The 19801-nt window shown below is 67.3% G+C and carries 15 protein-coding genes; 8 read left to right on the forward strand and 7 right to left on the reverse strand.

What is annotated here, in order from left to right:
• Positions 1–25 precede the first annotated feature (25 nt).
• The 6 genes from OHA11_RS32090 (at position 26) to OHA11_RS32115 (ending at position 9899) form a co-directional block, all read left to right on the forward strand.
• Entirely contained in the window at positions 26–5608 is a 5583-nt protein-coding gene (locus OHA11_RS32090; RefSeq protein ID WP_266502337.1) for a DUF6531 domain-containing protein, read from the forward strand.
• A 10-nt stretch (positions 5609–5618) separates the two neighbouring features.
• Positions 5619–6080 carry a hypothetical protein gene (locus OHA11_RS32095; RefSeq protein WP_266502338.1) on the forward strand — a complete coding sequence of 154 codons (462 nt, stop codon included), beginning with the start codon at positions 5619–5621 and terminating at the stop codon, positions 6078–6080.
• A gap of 84 nt (positions 6081–6164) precedes the next feature.
• On the forward strand, positions 6165–6503 hold the full coding sequence (locus tag OHA11_RS32100; RefSeq protein WP_266502340.1) for a hypothetical protein: 339 nt from the start codon (positions 6165–6167) through the stop codon (positions 6501–6503).
• Between the two features lie 87 nt (positions 6504–6590).
• A complete protein-coding gene (locus tag OHA11_RS32105) occupies positions 6591–6935 on the forward strand; it encodes a hypothetical protein (RefSeq protein ID WP_266502341.1) in 345 nt (114 codons plus the stop codon).
• A gap of 58 nt (positions 6936–6993) precedes the next feature.
• Positions 6994–7692, forward strand: coding sequence for an ABC transporter ATP-binding protein (locus OHA11_RS32110; protein ID WP_266507610.1), 699 nt, complete (start codon positions 6994–6996; stop codon positions 7690–7692).
• Positions 7689–9899, forward strand: a complete 2211-nt coding sequence (locus OHA11_RS32115; RefSeq protein ID WP_266502342.1) for a hypothetical protein — start codon at positions 7689–7691, stop codon at positions 9897–9899. The genes OHA11_RS32110 and OHA11_RS32115 overlap by 4 nt, the downstream gene beginning before the upstream one ends.
• Before the next feature lie 19 nt (positions 9900–9918).
• Here the strand turns inward: OHA11_RS32115 and OHA11_RS32120 are convergent, their stop codons facing one another.
• The 3 genes from OHA11_RS32120 to OHA11_RS32130 form a co-directional block, all read right to left on the reverse strand.
• Positions 9919–10116, reverse strand: coding sequence for a hypothetical protein (locus OHA11_RS32120; protein ID WP_266502343.1), 198 nt, complete (start codon positions 10114–10116; stop codon positions 9919–9921).
• Between the two features lie 332 nt (positions 10117–10448).
• Entirely contained in the window at positions 10449–10655 is a 207-nt protein-coding gene (locus tag OHA11_RS32125; RefSeq protein WP_266502344.1) for a DUF397 domain-containing protein, read from the reverse strand.
• A 3-nt stretch (positions 10656–10658) separates the two neighbouring features.
• Positions 10659–11552 carry a helix-turn-helix transcriptional regulator gene (locus OHA11_RS32130; RefSeq protein ID WP_266502345.1) on the reverse strand — a complete coding sequence of 298 codons (894 nt, stop codon included), beginning with the start codon at positions 11550–11552 and terminating at the stop codon, positions 10659–10661.
• Between the two features lie 199 nt (positions 11553–11751).
• Here OHA11_RS32130 and OHA11_RS32135 point away from each other — a divergent pair, with 199 nt between their 5' ends.
• Positions 11752–12375, forward strand: a complete 624-nt coding sequence (locus tag OHA11_RS32135) for an ATP-binding protein (RefSeq protein WP_323186716.1) — start codon at positions 11752–11754, stop codon at positions 12373–12375.
• Here OHA11_RS32135 and OHA11_RS32140 read toward each other — a convergent pair.
• Together OHA11_RS32140 and OHA11_RS32145 are read right to left on the reverse strand one after the other, a co-directional pair.
• Positions 12347–12778, reverse strand: a complete 432-nt coding sequence (locus OHA11_RS32140; RefSeq protein WP_266502346.1) for a VOC family protein — start codon at positions 12776–12778, stop codon at positions 12347–12349. The two genes, OHA11_RS32135 and OHA11_RS32140, sit on opposite strands and share 29 nt — an antisense overlap.
• A gap of 329 nt (positions 12779–13107) precedes the next feature.
• A complete protein-coding gene (locus OHA11_RS32145) occupies positions 13108–14751 on the reverse strand; it encodes a M4 family metallopeptidase (protein WP_266502348.1) in 1644 nt (547 codons plus the stop codon).
• Positions 14752–14953: 202 nt separating this feature from the next.
• On the opposite strand from OHA11_RS32145, the gene OHA11_RS32150 reads away from it, so the two are divergent.
• Positions 14954–15370 (forward strand): gamma-glutamylcyclotransferase family protein, encoded by a 417-nt coding sequence (locus OHA11_RS32150; RefSeq protein WP_266502349.1) that lies wholly within the window; start codon positions 14954–14956, stop codon positions 15368–15370.
• 260 nt (positions 15371–15630) lie between these two features.
• Here the strand turns inward: OHA11_RS32150 and OHA11_RS32155 are convergent, their stop codons facing one another.
• Both OHA11_RS32155 and OHA11_RS32160 read right to left on the reverse strand, forming a co-directional pair.
• A complete protein-coding gene (locus tag OHA11_RS32155; protein WP_266502350.1) occupies positions 15631–17433 on the reverse strand; it encodes a SpoIIE family protein phosphatase in 1803 nt (600 codons plus the stop codon).
• Between the two features lie 164 nt (positions 17434–17597).
• Positions 17598–19784 carry a glycoside hydrolase family 36 protein gene (locus OHA11_RS32160; RefSeq protein WP_266502351.1) on the reverse strand — a complete coding sequence of 729 codons (2187 nt, stop codon included), beginning with the start codon at positions 19782–19784 and terminating at the stop codon, positions 17598–17600.
• Between the last annotated feature and the right edge of the window lie 17 nt (positions 19785–19801).

Below are 19801 nucleotides of genomic sequence, written 5' to 3' on the forward strand. Positions count from 1 at the left end.
GGGGGCGGGGGAATTGCTGAGTTCTGTGTCTGCGCGCGCTCGCGTGCTGATCGTGGCGTTGGTGCTGTCCGTAGTCGCGGGCGGCGGCTGGCTGATCAGGGTCACGGTCGACGGGTCGGGCGGGTCGAGCGGGTCGACGAGCGAGGCGTACCGGGGTCCCCGACCGGCCGCACAGCAGGAAGCGGTATCGTCCAAGGAGCGGCGGGAGCAGACCAAGGACCTCGCCAAGGCGACGAAGCCGCACGGTCTGCCCGCGACGCGGACCAAGCCGACCACCGCCGCACAGATCCAGCTGCATGAGCAGAACCAGCGGCAGTTGAAGGCAGCTGGTCCCAAATCCGAGTCCGCGTCCAAGCCTGACAAGTCCGAGTCCGCGTCCAGGTCCGAGTCCAAGCCCGAGGGTGTGGCCTCCGGGTCTGGCGGCGGTATCCGTCCGGCCTCCTACGTGAGCGGTGCGGGTGCGGCAGCCGCGGCGTATTCGTCTGGTGCCCTGTGGCAGGTGACGGCCGATCCGTTCGGAAACACGGCTGCCCAGCAGGGCGGGTTCCTGATGTCGCTGGGCAACCACATCGGTGCCGCGGTCCCCGGGGAACCCCTGCAACTGTCCGCCGCGATCTACCAGGCCGGTGGTGCCATTGGTGAAGTGCACCCGGTCAAGGTGCGCTGGCAGCTTGAGGACTACTGCGCCGACGCACCGGATCAGTATTTCGATTTTGGCCAGACAGTGCAGGCGCCCACGCTGAACACCGGGGTTGAACTGCCGGTGGTCAACGCGTCGATCACGCTGCCCGCGACCAACTGCACGAAGGCGGATCCGAAGTACTTCATCTACGTCTGCACGACGGTGACGGACGATCCCACGGACGTGGAATCCTGCGGCTCGCAGAACTCCTACCAGATCGTTCCGGCTCTGCCGGAGGGCGCGGCGTGCGCGGCGGTGTGCGGCGACGCGAGCGGCTCGGTGGGTACCACGGTGATGCGTGCGGACCCTGTGAGTACGGCGACGGGCGCGTTCACCGAGCCGTTCACCGACGCCCAGGTCGCCGCGCCGGGTGTGCCGTTGACGGTCGGGCGGGTGTACTCCTCGGACAACACGCTGACCGGAGCGCTGGGCAAGGGCTGGCAACTGCCGTGGGAGACGCGGCTGCAGTTCGAGGCGGACGGTGACGCGGTCCTGGTCGGTGAGGGCGGTACCCGGCACACCTTCGCCAAGACGTCCGGCGGGACGTTCACCACTCCCGGGGAGTCCCGCTCCAAGCTGGCCGCGGACGGCAGCGGTTTCAAGGTCACGACCGCTGATCAATCGACGTACGGGTTCAACGCCTCAGGTCAGTTGACGGCCGTGAAGGATCGTACCGGCCGGGGTCTGACGCTGGCGTACACCGGCGGTCGGCCCACGGAGATCACGGACGCGGCCGGGCGGAAGGCTTCCCTTGCCTACGTCGGTGACCGGCTGGACAAGGTGACGCTGGCCGACGGCCGGTTCGTCGACTACGCCTACACCGGTGACCGGTTGACGGGCGTGACCGCGTTGGACGGCAAGGCGGAGATCTACGGCTACAACGCCTCCGGCTTCCTGGACAAGGTCACGAACGCACGGGGCAAGGCTGTCACGTCGAACATCTACGACGCGCAGGGCCGGGTGACGTCCCAGACCGACGCGACCGGCCACACGGCCAGGTTCGCGTACTCGAAGAACGGAGTGTTCGACCAGGTCGACGTCACCGCTCCGGACCAGGGTGTGTGGACGGACGTCTACTACAAGAACGTCCTGTTCACGCAGCTCGATCCGCTGAACAACAAGAGCTACTACCGCTACGACAAGTTCTTCAACCGCACGAGCGCGGTCGATGCGGAGATCCGCGAGACCCAGTGGGACTTCGACACGTCCGGCCGGATGAAGCGCCGGGCCAATGCCGCTTCGGACGAGTACTGGACGTACGACGCCAAGGGCAATGTCGCCACGTACGAGGACGGCGAGTCCAACGACACCGTCTTCGGCTACAACGCGAACAACCAGCTGATCTCGGTCAAGGACGCGCTGGGCAAGACGACGACGTACGGCTACAACGCCACCACCGGGCTGCTGGAGACGTCCACCACGGCGCGCGGCAAGACCACCGCGTACGGCTATGACACCAGCGGCAACCTGGCGTCGGTCACCACGCCGAAGGGCAACAAGACCACCTACACCCATGACGCTTCGGGCCGGGTGAAGACGGTCGTCGACCCGCGCGGCAACGTCAGCGGTGCGGATCCGGCAAAGTACACGACGGCGTTCACGTACGACGACGCCGACCGCACCACGTCGGTCACCGACGCCCGCGGCAGTACCACCGCCTACGACTACGACGAGGTCGGCAACCTCATCACGCTCACCGACGCCGCCCGGCGCGTCACCACCTACGCCTACAACGACGCCAGCCAGCTGTACCTGATCACCGATCCGGTCCAGAAGCAGACCAGTCTCGGCTACGACCCGGCGGGCCGCCTGAACCAGGAGATCAACCGCCGGGGCGCGAAGGTCACGTACCGGTACGACAAGGCCGGCAACCAGATCCAGGTCGTGAGCGCCCGTGGCAACGCCACCGGGGCCGACGCGTCGCAGTACACGTGGGCGATCGGCTACGACAAGGCCGGCAACCGCAAGACGGTCACCGACCCGCTGGGCAAGACCACGGCGTTCACCTGGGACGCGGACAACCAGCCGCTGTCCACCACGGACCCGCTGAACCACACCCGGCGTGTCGTCTATGACGACAACGGCAACGTCACCGAGACCTACGACGGTCTCAACCGCGGCATGAAGCTGGTCTACGACGACAACGACCGCCTCCTGTCGTCGAAGACCTGGGCCGGCTACCTCACCTCGTACGAGTACGACGACGACGGGAACCTGACCGCCGAGGTCTCCCCGGAGGCCGAGCGCACCACGCACGGTTATGACGACGACGGCAACCTGGCCGCCACGGTCGACCCGCGCGGCAACGTCACCGGCGTCGACCCGGCGAAATACACCTGGGCCTACGGCTACGACGTGGCGGGCCGTCCCACCTCGGTCACCGACCCGCTGGGCCACCAGACCAGGACCGGCTACGACGCGGTGGGCAATGTCGCCTCGGTCACCGACGCCCGCAGCAAGCAGACCGTCTACGAGTACGACGAACTGGGCCGCCCCAAGAAGATCACCGCCCCGGACACCGGAACCACCAGCCTCACCTACGATGCCGCCGGTTTCCTGGACACCAGCACCGACGCCAACACGCACACCACCACCTACGGCTACAACACCGAGGGCCAGCTGACCTCGGTCAAGAACCCGCTGGCCAAGACCGTCTCCTACGAGTACGACCTCGACGGCAACCGCACCAAGGTCACCAACGCCCGCGCACAGACCATCACCACCACCGTCGACGCCCGCAACCTGCCCACGCGGATCACCTACTCCGACGGCACACCGACGCAGACGTACATCTACGACGACGCCAGCCGCATCACCAATGTCACGGACGCGACCGGTTCCCGCACGCTGACCTACGACAACGACGACAAGATCCAGTCGATCACGTCACCGGGCGCGGCCAAGCCCTTCAGCTACGTCTGGAACACCGACGACACCCTCAAGTCGCGTACATATCCGGACAACCGGGCCACCAGCTACACGTACGACAAGGCCGGCCGGATCAAGAGCCAGACCACCAACAGCAAGGCCATCAGCTACGTCTACGACAAGGCGGGCAACGTCACCACGACGACGCTGCCCACCACCACGGCACGCAGCGAGACCCGCACCTACGACGAGGTCGGCCGCCTGGCCTCGATGACCACGCCGACCGGCAGCAACACCTACACCTACGACGAGAACAACCGCCTCACCCAGGACAAGCCCAGCACCGGCAACCCGACCCGCTACGCGTACGACGACGCGGGCCGCATCACCAGATCGTGCACTGACACCTCGGCCACGTCGTGCCTGACCGGCACCACCGGGAACACCCACACATACGACAAGGTCGGCAACCTCAAGACCTCGGCCACCTCCGGCACGACCACGACGTACCAGTACGACGCGGGCGACCAACTGTCCACGAGCACCGTCGGATCCGCGACCACCAGCTACACCTACGACGCGGACGGCAACCAGACCAAGGACGACGACGGCACCTACGCCTACGACCCGGCCGGCCGGGTCAAGTCCGCGACCATCGGCAGCGACAGCTTCTCGTTCCTGTACGACGCGGACGGCAACCGCACCGTCGCCAACAAGAACAACGCGCTGATCCGCACCTCGCGCTGGGACATCACCGGCGACCTCCCACAGATCGCCACCGACACCGACGCCTCCGGCGCGCTGATCGCCGACTACCACTTCGACCCCGACGGCACGGCCCGCTCCATGGACCGCACCGCCGGCACCTACTACTTCACCCAGGACCGCCAGAACTCCGTCAGTACCGTCTTCGACACGGCGGGCGTCGACAACTACCGCTACACGTACGGTCCTTGGGGCACCTCCACCGGTACCGCCACCATCAGCGGCGGCCAGTCCAGCGTCTACGGCTACACCGGCCAGTACAAAGACCAGTACCTGCCCGACCGCCTCCAACTGCGGGCCCGCTCCTACGACACCACCCAGCAGCGCTTCACCACGCAGGATCCGGTCTCGCCCACCGCGGACAACCCCAACCAGTCGTCCTACAACTACGCGGACAACGACCCCGCCAACCTCGCCGACCCCTCCGGCAACTGCCCGACATGCATCGGCGCAGGCATCGGAGCCGTCGTCAGCGGCGGCATCTACGCCTTCCAGCACCAGGACGACTTCGACTGGGGCGACTTCGCCGTCGCCACCGGCAAGGGCGCCCTCATCGGCGCGGGCGCGGGCTTCCTCGCCCCGGCCGGCATGGGCCTCGCGGGCTCCCTCGGCCTCTCCGGCGGCCGAGCCCTCGGCGTCGCAGCCGTCACCGACGCCGCCATCGGCATGGGCTACACGTGGGCCATTAACACTGCTCAGTGCCGGCCGACCACGCCTGGGGACCTCCTCTTCGGCGCACTTGGCGGCGCACTCGGTCCCCTGATCGGACCCGCTTGGCGGTGGGGTAAGGGCCTCTTTGGCAAGGCTTCCCCAACTCCAACTCGTTTTGGGCCTGGTGCCGCGCGTGCGGGTGATCCGGCGCTGCTGCCGAAGGGAGAGAAGGCCAACCCCTTCCCGCTTCGAGCGGATGCGGAAGCCGCAGCCTTCGACCTGGCGGGGGTGCCCTACGGGACGCTGCCAGACGCCGAATGGATTGTCACGGGAAATGTAAAGCTCTCATACATGCCCGGATATCTGTACTCGAGCAACCAGGCTCACTGGGGTCGTTTTAGGCAGTTTGAAACCGCACAAGGGTCGCGAGTCGTCGTCGAGCATACCTTCGACAGAGCAGGCTCACACTTCCATGCAGGGCAGCCGAAACTCTTCCCCAGCAGGACAGGCGTAAACTTCGGTTGGGATAACTCTCCTGGCGTCGGACGACGCTACAAAGACTACGCAAGGTACGGAAAAATGGACAAGCCTGGGGGAGATCATCACTTCTTCTATGTGAATGGCTGGGGAACGTGGAATTGACATAGTCGACGTGGATGGAGGCGACACGGCTATGGGGTCGGTTTCAGGTAAGGTCCGTTCGGTTTTGGCTTCAAGCGGTCTCCAGCTTTTTGAGGGGCAAATTCCTCCGGTCGAGTTCACTGCGCTGGATGCTCTCGAAATGGTGGAGAGTGCCTATTCGGAGCCGGTATTTTCCGTAAAGAAAGACGCCCCCGGCGCCGTGGAGCAACTGGGTAGAGAATGGCACAGTGAGGCAGAGAGGGCACAACTACCAGCAACGGACGGGAAGTTCTACGTGCTGCTGGCCGGTGACGATATTGACGATATTGGATGGCTGTGCGTGAAAGACTTGGTCGGTGAAAATTTGCCTGGGCGTCTACTTTCACAAAATGGGTCAATTGAATTTATCGCCATGTCGGAGAATGGTAGGCGGATCTGTGCTGCAGTGGATGAAGGAGACGAGTACTGGGTGCTTGTTGAAGAGGTTCCGTGAGTTCGGGGTGAAAAATGAGTACGGTGTCCGAGGATTGCGCTGCGGTTTCTGATGCGGCGTCCACTTCGAAAGAAAGGTAGGGGAATGGCGAACATAAGAAGAGTTGTCACCCTTGTTCTTGCGGCAGCCGCAATAACGGCGTCGGCGCCCGCGTTTGCGATCAACGCCTCGACTGATGGCGCGTATGCCTACACCTCCGGGTCCGACCACTACGCCAACATCAAGGACACCAAGAAGGACGGTCACCCGGTCAAGGCTCAGTACTCACGAAACTTCCCGGACCTCCAGGTGTACACCCTGTGGGAGAAAGCAGGGTACGGGAATACCGCCACGAGCGGGTATGGCGGGATGATCTATCAGATTCGGGCCTGCGAGTACATCAATAACTGGCCCGATGACTGCAGTGGGTGGGATGTCGACTGACGCGGTCAGGGGACGTCTGGCGCATCTGTATCTTTCGTAGAAGTTAAGTTGCGCACTCGAGGAATCGAGTGCAGGGGGAGGAATTCGATGAGGATAAAGAAGGCGGCGGCGGGCCTGATCGTGGCAGCGGCGCTCACTGCGAGCACGCCGGCGTTCGCTGGGGAGATCACCGCGGCGACCAACGGTGCTTCCGCCTCGACATCGGGCGGACGGCACTATGCAAACATCGCAGACATGGAGGCCGACGGACACCCTGTAAAGGCTCAGTACAGTTACCCGTATTTCTCCGACGACGTCTACAACTTGTGGGAGAAGCGGGGCAGGGGCTACAAGAACAAGAGCGCGTACAAGAGTAACGAAATCTGGCGCATAAAGGCCTGTGAGTACATCAACAACTGGCCGGATGACTGCAGTGTCTGGGATTCCGACTGATTCTCGGAAGTTTTCTCTTTGTATATCAGTATGCTTGAAGGCGGGGAAAGTGAACGCGATGGACGAGCTTGTGCTGGAGATATCTGATCTCCAGTACAAGGTGGGCGACCGGCTGATATTCGGGGGCGTTGACCTGAGGGTCGGGCCGGGAGAATCTGTCGCGATATCTGGTCCAAGCGGCAGTGGCAAATCGACCCTCCTCATGTGCGTCATGGGGCTGATCAGACCGGACAGCGGGTCGGTGATACTGCGCGGCAAGCAGTTGGAGCGGCTGTCCGGCCGTAGCCTGCTCCGGCACCGTCGCGAATCGGTGGGCATGGTCTTCCAGGCGGGCGAGCTTCTGCCCGAACTCGCCCCCGTGGAGAACGTGGCAATCGCAGGATTGCTCGCCGGCCTGCCACGCGTGGAGGCATTCTCTCGAGCAACTGAACTCCTGGACGAGCTGAACGTCAGGGGCACCTCTGCGGATACGGAGTCGCTGTCCGGCGGCGAAAGGCAACGAGTCGCGGTGGCTCGCGCACTGATCAACCGTCCCGCCCTGCTGCTCGCGGACGAGCCGACCGGTGCCCTGGACTCAGCCAATCGGCAGACCGTCGCCGAGCTGCTGTACAGCCTGCCGGAACGTCGGCAGTGCGGGCTTGTCGTCGTGACACACGACAGCTCTGTTGCCGCTCGGGCGCAGAGGCAACTGGTTCTTCATGACGGATCGCTCACGCCGGCCTCCAGTGCAGCCCCGGCTACAGGAGTTTCCGCATGAAGCGCAGGGCTCTTGCCGTTCAGCTGCTGAGTGCGGGGCGCACAACGGCGTTGTCAACCGAAGGTGGGCGTATCCGATTCTGGGGAATCTTCCTGGCCGCAGGCTTGATGATGCTCGGACTGAGTGGACTCGCCCTGGCGTACGCGACGTACGAGGGCCGGGATATGCGAGGAGCCGCCCGCACTCCGCAAATTCTTCAACAGGGCTCGGCCGACAAGGCTGTGGCGCTGTGGGCCTGGGGCAACGATGACGTCGCAGGACGCCAGCACTCTGTCACGTATATCGAACCGCTCGTCCAGAATGCTCCGTTGCCGCCTGGCTTGAACAAGTGGCCCGAGCCGGGTGAGGCCGTGCTTTCATCCGCTCTCATCAGAGCGGGTGCGCCTGAGGGAATCGAATCCCGGTACGGGAAACTTGCGGGCACCATCGGGAAGGAAGGACTGCAGGCTCCAGAAGAACGCTTCGCCTACGTGCGGCCTCGTGCGAACCTGCTCGACAAGCACGACATGTACCCGCTCAAGGGATTCGGGGTGCCCGCAGGATCGGCGGCCGGAGTGGGCGAGAGCATGTCGATCCCGGATTTCTCGGTCCTCGCGGCCGGAGTCGCCGGATTCGTCCTGCTGCCAGCGGGTGCGCTGCTCCTGGTGAGTGCTCGCGCAGGCTCAACGGCTCGCGAGCGCAGACTGGCACTCTTCGAAGCGCTGGGCGCGAGCCGCGGAGCGAGGGGAATCTTCACCCTCGGGGAAGCCGCAGTTCCCACCATCCTCGGGGCGGTTGTCGCGGCTTGCGTACTGCTCCCTGCATTCATGCTCGACATCCCATTCCCCCTGGTCGACTTCACGCTCAGTGCGGAAGACGTACGCCGTTGCGCAGCGTGGCTGGTAGCGGCCGCAGCCACCGCGATTCTTCTCGTACTGGCTGCTGCCGTGCTGCTCCACTCCAAGAGACGGAAGTCGGCCAGGGAAGTGAGGCCAACAGTCGGATCCCAGCGTTTGCGGGCATCAGGGCCTTGGATGTTTCCCTTTGCCCTGCTCTTCGCCGTACGCGGACCGGAATTGGCCGGTGACGATTTGCGGCTGCCGGTTTATGCGCTCGGCGTAGTAGCTGTGCTGGCGACGCTGCCCGTCGTCGTCGGTGCTTTCTGTGGCTGGCTCGGCATTCGGCTTGCCGCTGCGGGCCGACGGTTGGGTCTGCCGGGTCTGCTGATTGCGGGCCGCAGAATATCTGCCAAGCCTCGTGGTACGGCACGTTTCGTGACCGCGTTGATCGTGATGATCGGGCTGGTCGCGCAAGTACAGCTGTGGACCGGACTGCTGGGTGAGAACGCGACGCTCGCGAAGCAGACTCAGGAGCGGATCGGGTCAACGCTGCTTTCTGTCTCTCCCTACGCTGACGCAGACCGAGTACAAGACTTCGCTGCGGCGATGCCGGCCGACACCGAGCTGCTGTTGGTCCGGCAGACCCCGCCGAATGGAGAGTCACCCGGAAAGATCACTCTCAGCGGGACGTGCGCTGCCCTTCGCGCCTTGGACCTGCCCTGCAAGACTTCCCAGTTCAACGCCGCACGTAGTGGTCTCGATCCCAGAGTCGGGGAACTCGCCCGATGGAGTCTGGCCGGGGGTGACGGCGTGGTGACCGTTGCCCGGGGACCAGTGGAGGGAGCGAAGGCGCAAGGAGAAGAGTCCCTCTCGCTCGTCGCGGTCTCCAAGTCCGGGGAGGCTCTGTCTCTGCCCCGCCTTCGGGAGGCGGCGCGAACACACCTGGCAGCGGGCGCCAGTGCCGATCCGCTGGGGCAGAGCTGGTTGCTCGGCTCCAACGATCTTGCCGCCTTGGCTACTTGGGTCCGACTGCTCGGTTTGATCGGAGCCTTCCTGACCGTGCTGGCCATCGGCATCAGCGCGCTGGCCGAGTTCCTGCGGTTCAGCCGTGAAATAGCCCCCCTGTCAGTCCTGACAGGGGGCAACGGAGTCAACGGCTCCGTCGTCGCCTGGAGTCTCCTGTTCCCTGCGCTGCTGGCCTCTGCGCTGGGCAGCACCATTTCGATGTGGCTGACTACGCCCATAACCGTCGATGGCGGGGCCCCGGTGCCAGGGGACATGTACGTCCTTCTTGGTGTCGGAGCCGGAGTCTGTGCCGTCGCACTGTGTGCCTGGGGTTGGCGATCCACGAACAGAGCCGCGCTGCGCTGGAGACCGGCTCCGGACTGAGCCGCTCCACCACCGAGGGTCAGAGAGTCGGAAGCGGTTCACCCATGGGTGGCTCACGCTTCTCGGTCAGCCAGAACACATAGCCGCGCAGGTACTCCTCCAATCCGTCGTCCAGGTATGCGGCGTACGCCCGCAGTGCCTCCGGCTCGTTCTGGTCGTCCGCGAGTTCGGAGGCGATCCATGCGCGGATCGCCTCGCGCTGGGCCCACCACCTCACCGCGGGCGATCTCCACCATGCCTGCCACCTCACGGGGGTTTGCCGGCTGCCGGTGGACGAACTCGTAGCGCTGATCGCTGGAGAGCACGTGCTCAGGCAGGTAGTACGGGCCGTTCAGCCCGTCGTCGGTCTCACTCGCGTAGAACGGGCCAGGGACATTGAGCCAACTGCACCCCTCCCAGCGTCTGTTGCCCATCGACTCCGTGTGCTCGTGGGCCGTGGGGACCGGATCCCAGTACGCCAACTCCTGCCAGCGCCCCTCCGTCGGTACCGCATGAGCCGGTCGCGGCTGCGCGCGGCGGCCTGCTGAAGCTCGCGCTCGAAAGCAGTCACTACTGATTCCAGCCGGGCGTGGTGAAGCTGCCGTCTGCGAGGACGGTTTGGAAGGCCTCCCATGTGGCGGGCCGGACGCGGAGGGACGGGCCTGTGGGGTGCTTCGAGTCGCGTATGGCGATGGTGGTGGGGATGTTGGTGGCGACCTCTACGCACTCGCCCTGCGTGTCGCTGTAGGTGGACTTGCGGAACTGGTGAATGGGCACGGCTCAGAATTCCTTGCTCAGGTTGCGGAGGAACAGCAGGGAGTCCCGCTCGGAAAGGGAACGTTCGCTGATCGTCTCGAACAACTCGTCATAGGCGGCGGCTCCTTCCCCTCCTTCGACCCATGTCGGAGCGAACGTGGACTCCGAGTAGACGACGTCCATGGCTCCAGGCTCGGTGAACGAGATGATGTTGAAGGGACCGTTGAGGCCATGGTGCACTCCGCCGCTGAACGGGAAGACCTGGAGAGTGACGTTCGGTAGGTCGGCCACCTTGGTCAAGTGCTCGATCTGTCCGAGAGCCGCCTCCGTGCTGCTGGGGAAGTTTCGCAGCACTGCCTCGTAGAGCACGGCCCGGAGGGTAAGCGGCGGATCGTCGGTGAGCCGCCGCTGCCGTGCGAGTCGTGCAGCGACGAACTCTTCGTCCGGGACCTTGCGCTGGGCCACCTCTGCGGAAGTTGAAGGCCCGTCCCTGAGCGCTCGTACGTATTCGGGGGATTGAAGTAGGCCGGGGATGAACCCGGGTTGCCAGGCCCTGATGGTCGTCGCCGCGTTCTCCAGCGTGACGTACTCCTGCATGACGCCGAGCGTCGTGTAGTCGTCCCACCAGCCCTTGGCCTTCCGGCGCTCGCGGTCGATCCTCGCCAGCTCCAGGAGCCGTCCGACAACGCCGGGGTCATGGACGGCGTACAGCTCGCACAGCGCCCGGATGTCCGGGTCGCGCATGGGCACCCAGCCGCGCTCCATCTTCGCGACCTTCGTCGTGGATGCGGTGAGCGCCTTGGCCGCGTGGGTCTGTGTCAGGCCCGCCGTGACGCGCAAGTTCAGGAGTTCACCGCCCAATCGACGTCCCAGCACGGTGGACGTGCTGTTGCCCTGCGTCGACTGGCTCGCGCTCACGTTGGTGCTCCTCATGGCTGGTTGATGCGCCGCCAGTTTGGCGCGGTGCGTGGCGGCATCGCAAACCTCGTTCGGAGGAATTCCTCCGCGAGGAACTTGCGGGTTATGGAGCGGCGCCCCTACCGTCGGTGACGAATCGCTCGCAGAGCGGCGTCAGATGGCCTATGGCGCCGCTCGCCCCTGCCCGGAGGTGAGCCACATGGTCGCCCCGCAAGAATCAGCAGAGCCCGAAGCCCCGCTCCGTCACGACCGTCTCGACTACACGCCACTCCCCAAGAGCGTCACCCTCGCCCGCCGCCGGGCCCACCGCCTGCTCACTGAGTGGGGGCATCCCGAACTCGCCGCCGACACCGCCCTGTTGGTGTCCGAGCTGGGCGGCAACGCCGTACTGCACGGGTGCCTGCGTGATCGGCTCTTCCGGGTGGAACTCACCCTCACCGAGAGTGTCGTACGCATCTCCGTGTCCGACCCGAAGGGCGAGTTACGGCCGCACCTCCGTGAGGCGACCACTGACGACATGTTCGGGCGTGGGCTGCTGATCGTCGGACAGGTGGCCGACCGTTGGGGCGTACACGGGCTGACCGTCGGCAAGTCCGTCTGGTGCGAGCTGGACGTCGCACGCCAGGAGGCCGTGGCTGCCCACTGCCGTGTCCCCAACACCCTCCTCGACATCCGTGCCGCGCTCCCTGAGGAGCGGCGTGAGGTGGGTGCCGGAGGCCGTGCCCGACCCGGCGGGGCCGTAGGCCCCGGCCGGGCGGGGCCCGAAGCCCTCGGCCGAATCGGCACGCGACCCGTCAGGGACGAGCGTACGGCCGGGTCATGATCTCCATGTTGTGGCCGTCCGGGTCCGCGAAGTAGGCGCCTTTGCCGCCGAACAGGTCGTTGGTCCGGCCGGGTTCGGTGTGGCGGGGGTCCGCGTAGTACGTGACCCCGAGCGCCTCCAGGCGGGCGATCATGGCGTCGAACCGGGTCTCGGGCACGAGGAACGCGTAGTGCTGGGACTGGATCGGCTCGCTCCTGAACTCGTAGTAGTCGAGGGTCACGCCGTTGCCGAGGTCGACGGGGATGAAGGGCCCGAAGGGGGCGCCGACCTTCAACTCCAGGACCGCCGCGATGAACTCCGCCGACAGGTGCCGGTCCGTCGCGTAGACGGCGGTGTGGTTCAACTGGGCTGTGGTCGTGGGCAGTTCGGATGCGGGGGTGGGGTGCTGCTGGTCATGGGTCATCAGTGAGGGGTCTCCGTGGCTCTTGGGCTTGGGCGGATGCCTGCTGCAAAGACACGGAGAAAGGGCGGGGCTCTCGCCCGCCTCGCGCTCACGGCGAGGCCGGGAACCCCACTCGTGCATGGCCCATGGCCGACCCGGCAGTCACCCGACCGACCCTAAGTGCCGCGTACGGGCCGGGGCAACGTCATTTCACGGCCGTACGAGTGCGGCCGTGCGTGCGGGCGGTGCGACCGCAGTTGTGCTCGCCCCGCCCCGCCATGCCACGCCCCGTCGCGAAGGCGCAGGGGACGGGATCCCCAACACCCCGGTCCGCCCCCATCACCCGCTTGTCAGTTCACCGACACCGCCGACCAAGCACCCCCCACCGCCCGGTACTCCGCACTCCCCGCCCCGTACAGATCCCTCGCCGCGTTCAACGTGGCGACCCGCGCACCCGCGTACTTCGTCGACGACGTCATGTACACCGTCAGCGCCCGGTACCAGATCGCGCCGAGCTTGGCCCTGCCGATGCCCGTCACCGTCGTGCCGTTGCAGGTCGTGCCGTTGTGGGCGACGCCGCCGATGGTCTTCCGGCCGCTGCCCTCCGCGAGCAGGTACGCGAAGTGGTTGGCGACGCCCGAGGAGTAGTGGACGTCGAGGTTGCCGACCGTCGAGGTCCAGCAGTCCGCGGAGTTGCCGTCCTTGGAGGGCTGGTCCATGTAGCGCAGGGCGGAGCGGCCGAAGCCGGACTTCACGATCTTCTCGCCGATCAGCCAGTCCCCGGGGTCGGAGGGGTTCTTCGCGTAGAACTCCACCAGCGTGCCGAAGATGTCCGACGTGGCCTCGTTGAGACCGCCGGGCTCGCCCGAGTACGTCAGCGCCGCCGTCTTGGACGTCACGCCGTGGGACATCTCGTGCCCGGCCACGTCCAGGGAGACCAGCGGCCCGAAGGTCGTCCCGTCACCGTCCCCGTACGTCATGCAGAAGCAACTGTCGTCCCAGAAGGCGTTGTTGTACGCGCTGCCGTAGTGCACCCGGTTGTACGAGCCCTTGCCGTCCCCCGCGATACCGCTGCGCCCATGGACGTTCTTGTAGTAGTCCCAGGTGGTGTCGGTGCCGTACTGCGCGTCCACCGCCGCCGAGGCCCGGCTCGAAGTCGACCCGGTTCCCCAGTGGTTGTCGGCATCGGTGAGGACGGGCGCGGGGGCACGCTGGTAGCAGATGATGAGGATGCAGGAGTCCGTCTTGTTCTTGGTGTCGCCCGTGTACGTGTTTCCCCTTGTGGGGTCGGTCAGTTGGTACGTCGAACCGGAGCGCGTCGTCTCCAGCGGGACCGTGCCGCTGTAGAGGGAACGGCCGTCCCCGGTCGCCGTCTCGATGCTGTCCCACGCGTCGATCTGCCTGCCGGTCGCGGCGTCGGTGAGGACCACGCGCGCGACCGGGTTGCCCAGTGAGTCCTTGCCCCCGGCCTCGGTGCGCCAGGCCAGCTTGGGAGTGCCGTGCAGGGCGTCAACGACCAGTTGGGGCTTGGCCGTTATCTTGCGGAGCGTCTCTCCGACGTTCGCGAGGCGCAGCGCCGCGGCGGCCAGGTCGGCGGCCTTCGGGGCGGAGACCGACGGCGTGATGCTCGCGAGGGAGAGCGGACGAGTGGTGGCCCGGTCGGCAGCGCGGTAGGCGCCGGCCGCCGTCAGGTGGACCACGAAGTCGCCGCCCAGCACGGGGAGTTGGCGGTACGTCCGGTCGTAGCGCACATGCTGTGTGCCGTCCGCGTCGACGATCACGTCACGGGCCTCGGTGCCCTGCGCGGAGGTGAGACCCAGCCGGGCGGCCTGGTCGGCGAGCACCGCCGTCGCGTTGCCGAGGACGGTGTCCCGGGTCGGCCCGTCGGCCGTCATCGCGCTCGGGGCCAGCGCCCCCGCCAGCAGACTGGTGGCCGCCGCCGATATACCGACGGTGGCGAGGCGCGAGCCTCGGATGTGCCGTGTCCGACTCATCGAACTCCTCAAGAAGGCACGCGAAACGCGTGGTGGTGGGGGAATGGGGAGCGGGAGAAGGTTGGGTGGGGGTGTTCGCACAGTTCTAGGCGGCCCGGACATGGCATGTCCATAGCCGACTGCTGGGGGATGTGTGAGGGGTAAGAATCGTTTCTGCAAAGGTCAGGGCACCGGCGGAAGCCGGGGAGAGGAGACCGCCGGGATGAGCAGCCGACTGCCCTTCTTCGTCTACGGGACCCTGCGCCCCGGCGAGCACAACCACGACCTCTTCCTGCGCGGCCGTACGCGCTCGGAGGTGCCGGGACGACTCGCCGACGCGGTGCTCTACGACGGGCCGGGCTATCCGTACGCCGTCGAGGAACCAGGTGGCGTGGTGTGCGGGGACCTGGTCACCGCCGCATCGGACCAGTACGGCCAACTCCTCGGCACCCTCGACCAGTTGGAGGAGTACGCCCCGGGCGACCCCGCCAACCTCTACGAGCGCGTGGCCAGGGAGGTGACCCGCGAGGAGGACGGCATGAGCGTACGGGCCTGGGTGTACGTGGCCGCGCCCGCGGTCGCGGCCACGCTGCGGGCACGGGGCAGGCTCATCGAGGGCGGCGACTGGCGGGCGCGCTGAGACGCGGGATCACGCGATGCGAGGAGGCCGGGCCCCGGTACGTACGCAGGGCGTACGCAGAAGCCAGATTCCGGAACGTACGCAAAACCCGCACCCCGCACCCCGCACCCCAGAGATGCTGCTGGCGAATCCCGCCGGATGAGGGCAAGTGGGTTCTGCGTCCCAGCGACACGCCGTGCATGCGGCGTGTCGCTGGGACGCAGAACCCACTTGACTCGCTCGCGTGAACTCGCGGGCAGCGTTCCCGGGCTCCGCGGAACCTACGGGTGGAGCCGTGCCGCCATGACCGCCACGTCGTCCTCCGCCGTGCCGCCCGGGACCAAGCCGGCCAGGAGAACGGCCAGTTGGTCCTCCAGGGAACCGTTGCTGGGGAGGCGCTGCCGGGTGAGGCGGCTCAGCCACTCGTCGACGTCCTGTTCCCGGCGCTCCACCAGGCCGTCGGTGTAGAGGAGCAGAGTCCGGTCGGGGCCGCAGCAGCCGGTCACCGTCTCGTAGCCGCCGAACCCGGTGCCCAGCGGCGCGCCCACGGGAACGGGGAACAGGTTGACGCTGCCGTCGGCGTCCAGGACCGCGGGCGGCAGATGGCCGGCGCAGGCGAACAGGCACCTGTTGTTAGGCGCATCGACCAGGGCGAGCAGGCACGTGGCGGGACGGTCGGTGCCGGCGCGGGTGATCAGCGCGTCCAGGCGTTCCAGTACGGCGTGCGGTGGCAGGTCCTCGGTGGCCACGACGCGGAGCATCGCCCGGTAGTGGCTCATGTCCACCGCCGCCTCGACGCCGTGCCCCATCACGTCGCCCATGACCAGCAGCGTGCGCCGGCGGGTCAGCGGCATGATGTCGTACCAGTCGCCGCCGACCAACGCGCTGTCCCCGGCGGGCAGATAGCGCGTGGCCACGTCGATCCCGGGGTGGGGGCAGGGCCCTTCGGCCAGCAGTGCGCGCTGGAGTTCCACCGCGATGCCGTGCTCGCGGGCGTACCGGCGGGCGTTGTCGAAGGCGATCGCGGCGCGCCCCACCAGGTCCTGGGCCATCACCACGTCCTGCTGCTCGAAGGGCGGCGAGTCCCCGACCCTGACGAGGACGACCACGCCCATCAGATTGCCGCGGGCGGTCAGCGGCACGACCAGGTCGGAGTGGACACCGACCGCGCGATGGGCGGGGAAATGCTCCATGTCGGGTATGGAACGGCTCAGTTCCTCGGCGCTGAGCTGGTTCTCGACCATGGGCCGACCGGTGTCCAGACAGCGCTGCACGCTCGACCCGTGCCGGTACAGCAGCTGCTCGCCCACGGACGCGCTGATGTCCACGAGATAGTCCTGGAGATGCGGCACGGCCGAGACCCCCGCCATCCGCAGCCGAACCGGACCGGGCCGCTCGGCCGATGAACGGTGCTCGGCCGATGAGCGGTGTTCGGACGGCGAACGGTGCTCGGACGGCGAACGGTGTCCGGACGGCGAATGGTGTTCGGCCGGTGGACGGTGTTCGGGTGGCGGACGATGTTCCGCCAGGTGCTCCGAGCCGCCGTGCGGGGTCGGGGGGTACATCATCACCGCGGCCATGTCGGCGAGCTCGGAGGAGAGGAACTCGGCCAGCTCGGCGCAGGTGTCGTCGATGCGGAGCGTGGTGCCGATCCGGGTGGCCGCGCGGTCCAGCAGAGCCAGCCGTTTCCGGACCCGTTCCAGCTCCCTGTGCTGATGCCGCACCCCGTTGATCACCATGATGACCACGGCCACGCCCACGACATCCCCGTCCGCCTCCAGCCGGTGGTACGCGCCGCGCCAGCTGTGGTGTTCCAGGCCCGTCCCGGAGAGCGTCACTCCGTCGTTGATGCCCTCGCGGGACCGCCCGTCGGCGAGTACCTCGCGCAGTACGCCCTTGCCGCGACCGGTGAACGGCAACACCTCGTCGACGGCCCGGCCCAGGTGCTCGTGGGCCGGTTTCCCGCTGAGCCGGGCCAGCGCCGGGTTGACGTACAGATAGCGGAGTTCGGGATCGAGGATGCCGACACAGGCCGGGGTCGCGTCCAGCACCCCCAGCAACAGTCCGTCACCGAGGCCGTCCATGGCTCCATCCTGAACCGAGGCGCGCACCCGCGCATGTCGGGGATACCCCGGGGTGGCATGACCGTGAATTCTGTGCGTGGGCACACCGTTACGAAGAGTGCTCGGCGACCACACCTCGGCGACCACTCCTCAGCGACCACTCCTCAGCGATCACTCCTCGTCGATCATCTCTCGGTGATCAGCCTCACCAGCAGCACCCCCGGCTCGCCGGGCATCACCACCCGCACCGCCTCCCCGTCCCACTCCACCGCCCCCGCGCTCGCGCGCGCCGCCGCAGGGTGCAGTACCTCCACCCGTACGTCCTTCCGCCCCGCCAAATGCCGTACGGGCAACACCTGTTCGGAGCCGCCGCCCCGACGCCACACCGACAGATACGTGGCCCCCGAGACCGCCCCCATCCCTGTGACCGGCGCCCGCATCCCCAGCGCGAGCCACTCGTCCGACCAGCCCGGCAGCCCGAGCGGCCAGAACGGCAGCGCGGTGCGCAGATCGCCCCGGATCGCCTTGTAGACGGTCAAGGCGCCCCGCACCAACGACAATTGACTCTCCGTCATCTTGTCCAGATGCCCGGAGAGATGGATCCGGCCGAGCAGCGCCGAGCCGAGGGTGAAGCCGATCTCCGCGTCGGTGAAGGCCGGTTGGGGGTACGCCCACACGGCCCCCTGCTCGGGCGGTACGGCGGTGGGCGCGGCAGCCGCGATGGGCGGATAGCGCAGCGGGTCCTGCTGGTCGGAGGTGGACTGGAGCTGCGTGACGGCCAGGGACGCGCCGTCCATGCGCATGCCGCCCGACGCGCAGTTCTCGATCACGAGCGCGGGATAGCGGTCCAGGACGGACCCCAGCCAGGCCAGCCAGGCCCGGGAGTGGTCCAGCAGCCCCGGTACGGACGTGGTGATGTTGTAGTCGAGCTTGAGATAGCCCACGCCCCACTCGCCGACGATCCGGTCGACCGTCCGGTCGAGGTGGTCGCGGGCCGCCGGATGGGTCAGGTCCAACTGGTGGCGGCCCTGTTCGGTGACCCGGACCCCGCCCTCGTGGCGTAGGAACGCCTCGTCCGGCAGTTCGCGCGCCACGGGGCTGCGGACGCCGACCACCTCGGCCTCCAGCCACAGCCCGGGCACCATCCCGCGGTCCCGGATACGGTCCAGCACCGCGCGCAGTCCGCCGCCGGGGAACCGCCGCTCGGACGGCAGCCAGGCGCCGACGCTGTCCCACCAGCCCCCGGCCTCGTCGTCGTACCAGCCGGCATCGACACAGAAGTACTCCGCGCCCGCCCGGGCCGCCGCGTCGATCAGTGGCAGCAGCTTCTCGGCGGTCGGGTCGCCCAACAGCGTGTTCATGTAGTCGTTGAAGATGACGGGCAGCTGTTCGTGGTCGGGGTGCGGACGTCGGACGAGACGGCGGTACGACGTCAGCGCGGCCAGTGCCCCGTCGAACCCCTCGCCCAGGGCCAGCGCCGCCCACTCACCGGTGAACTCCTCCCCAGGACCGAGGACTTGGCGCCACTGATGCTCGTCCGCACCCGGCCCGCTCAGCGTCAGACACGTACGTCGGCCCGCCTCGCCCGCCTCCCACTGCCAGCTCGCGGCGGACTCGATCTGCCACAACCAGCCGCGCCCGTCCGCCTCGTGGGTGAACGCGCCCATCGCCAGGTGCCCGTCTGTGGGCCAACTGCCGCGCCCGGCGAGCCGTACCGCGGCCCTGCTGTCGTGCCCGTACAGTTCCCGGCCGATGTCGGGGACCGTGGCACGCAACGGCTCGTCGTACCAACGGCATTCGGCGACCCAGTCGTTGCGCGCCCGGAAGACGCGCAGGTCGTCGGGTGAGGGCAGCCCGCCGAGCAGCAGGCTGCTGACCGAGCGCACGGTGACGGGAGCGGGGCCGTCGTTGCGCAGCCGGACCCGGGAGCGCAGCACGGACACCGCGTCCGGCGAGGCGTACTCGGCGAAGACGGTCAACCCGCTTGCCGGGTCGGCGAGTTCGACGGTCAGGCGATGCCACCCGTCGCCGAACGTGGCGTGGTGCGCGCGGTAGCGCAGGCGCTGCCCGAGCGCCGTGCCCCCGAAGCGCGGCCCGGACCAGCCGGTACCGTCGCCGAACAGGGTCAGCTCGACGAGCGGCAGCGCGGCGTCCGCGGCGGCCCGCGAGGTCTCGGGTTCGGGTTCGGGTTCGGTCTCGGGGTCACCGGGCCGCGCCACCCGCACCAGCCGAGGCGTATCCCCGTCCTGGTCGGTCCGGGCCCCGGCCCCGGCCTCGGCCCCGACCCCTGCCTCGAACCCGTCTGCTGCCCCGAAGTCGAAGTCGACGGCCAGTTCGGAGTGGCCCCAGCGATAGCTGTGGTCCCGTGTCATGAAGTCCTTCCGGTCAT

Source organism: Streptomyces sp. NBC_00878 (assembly GCF_026341515.1).
Taxonomy (GTDB): domain Bacteria; phylum Actinomycetota; class Actinomycetes; order Streptomycetales; family Streptomycetaceae; genus Streptomyces.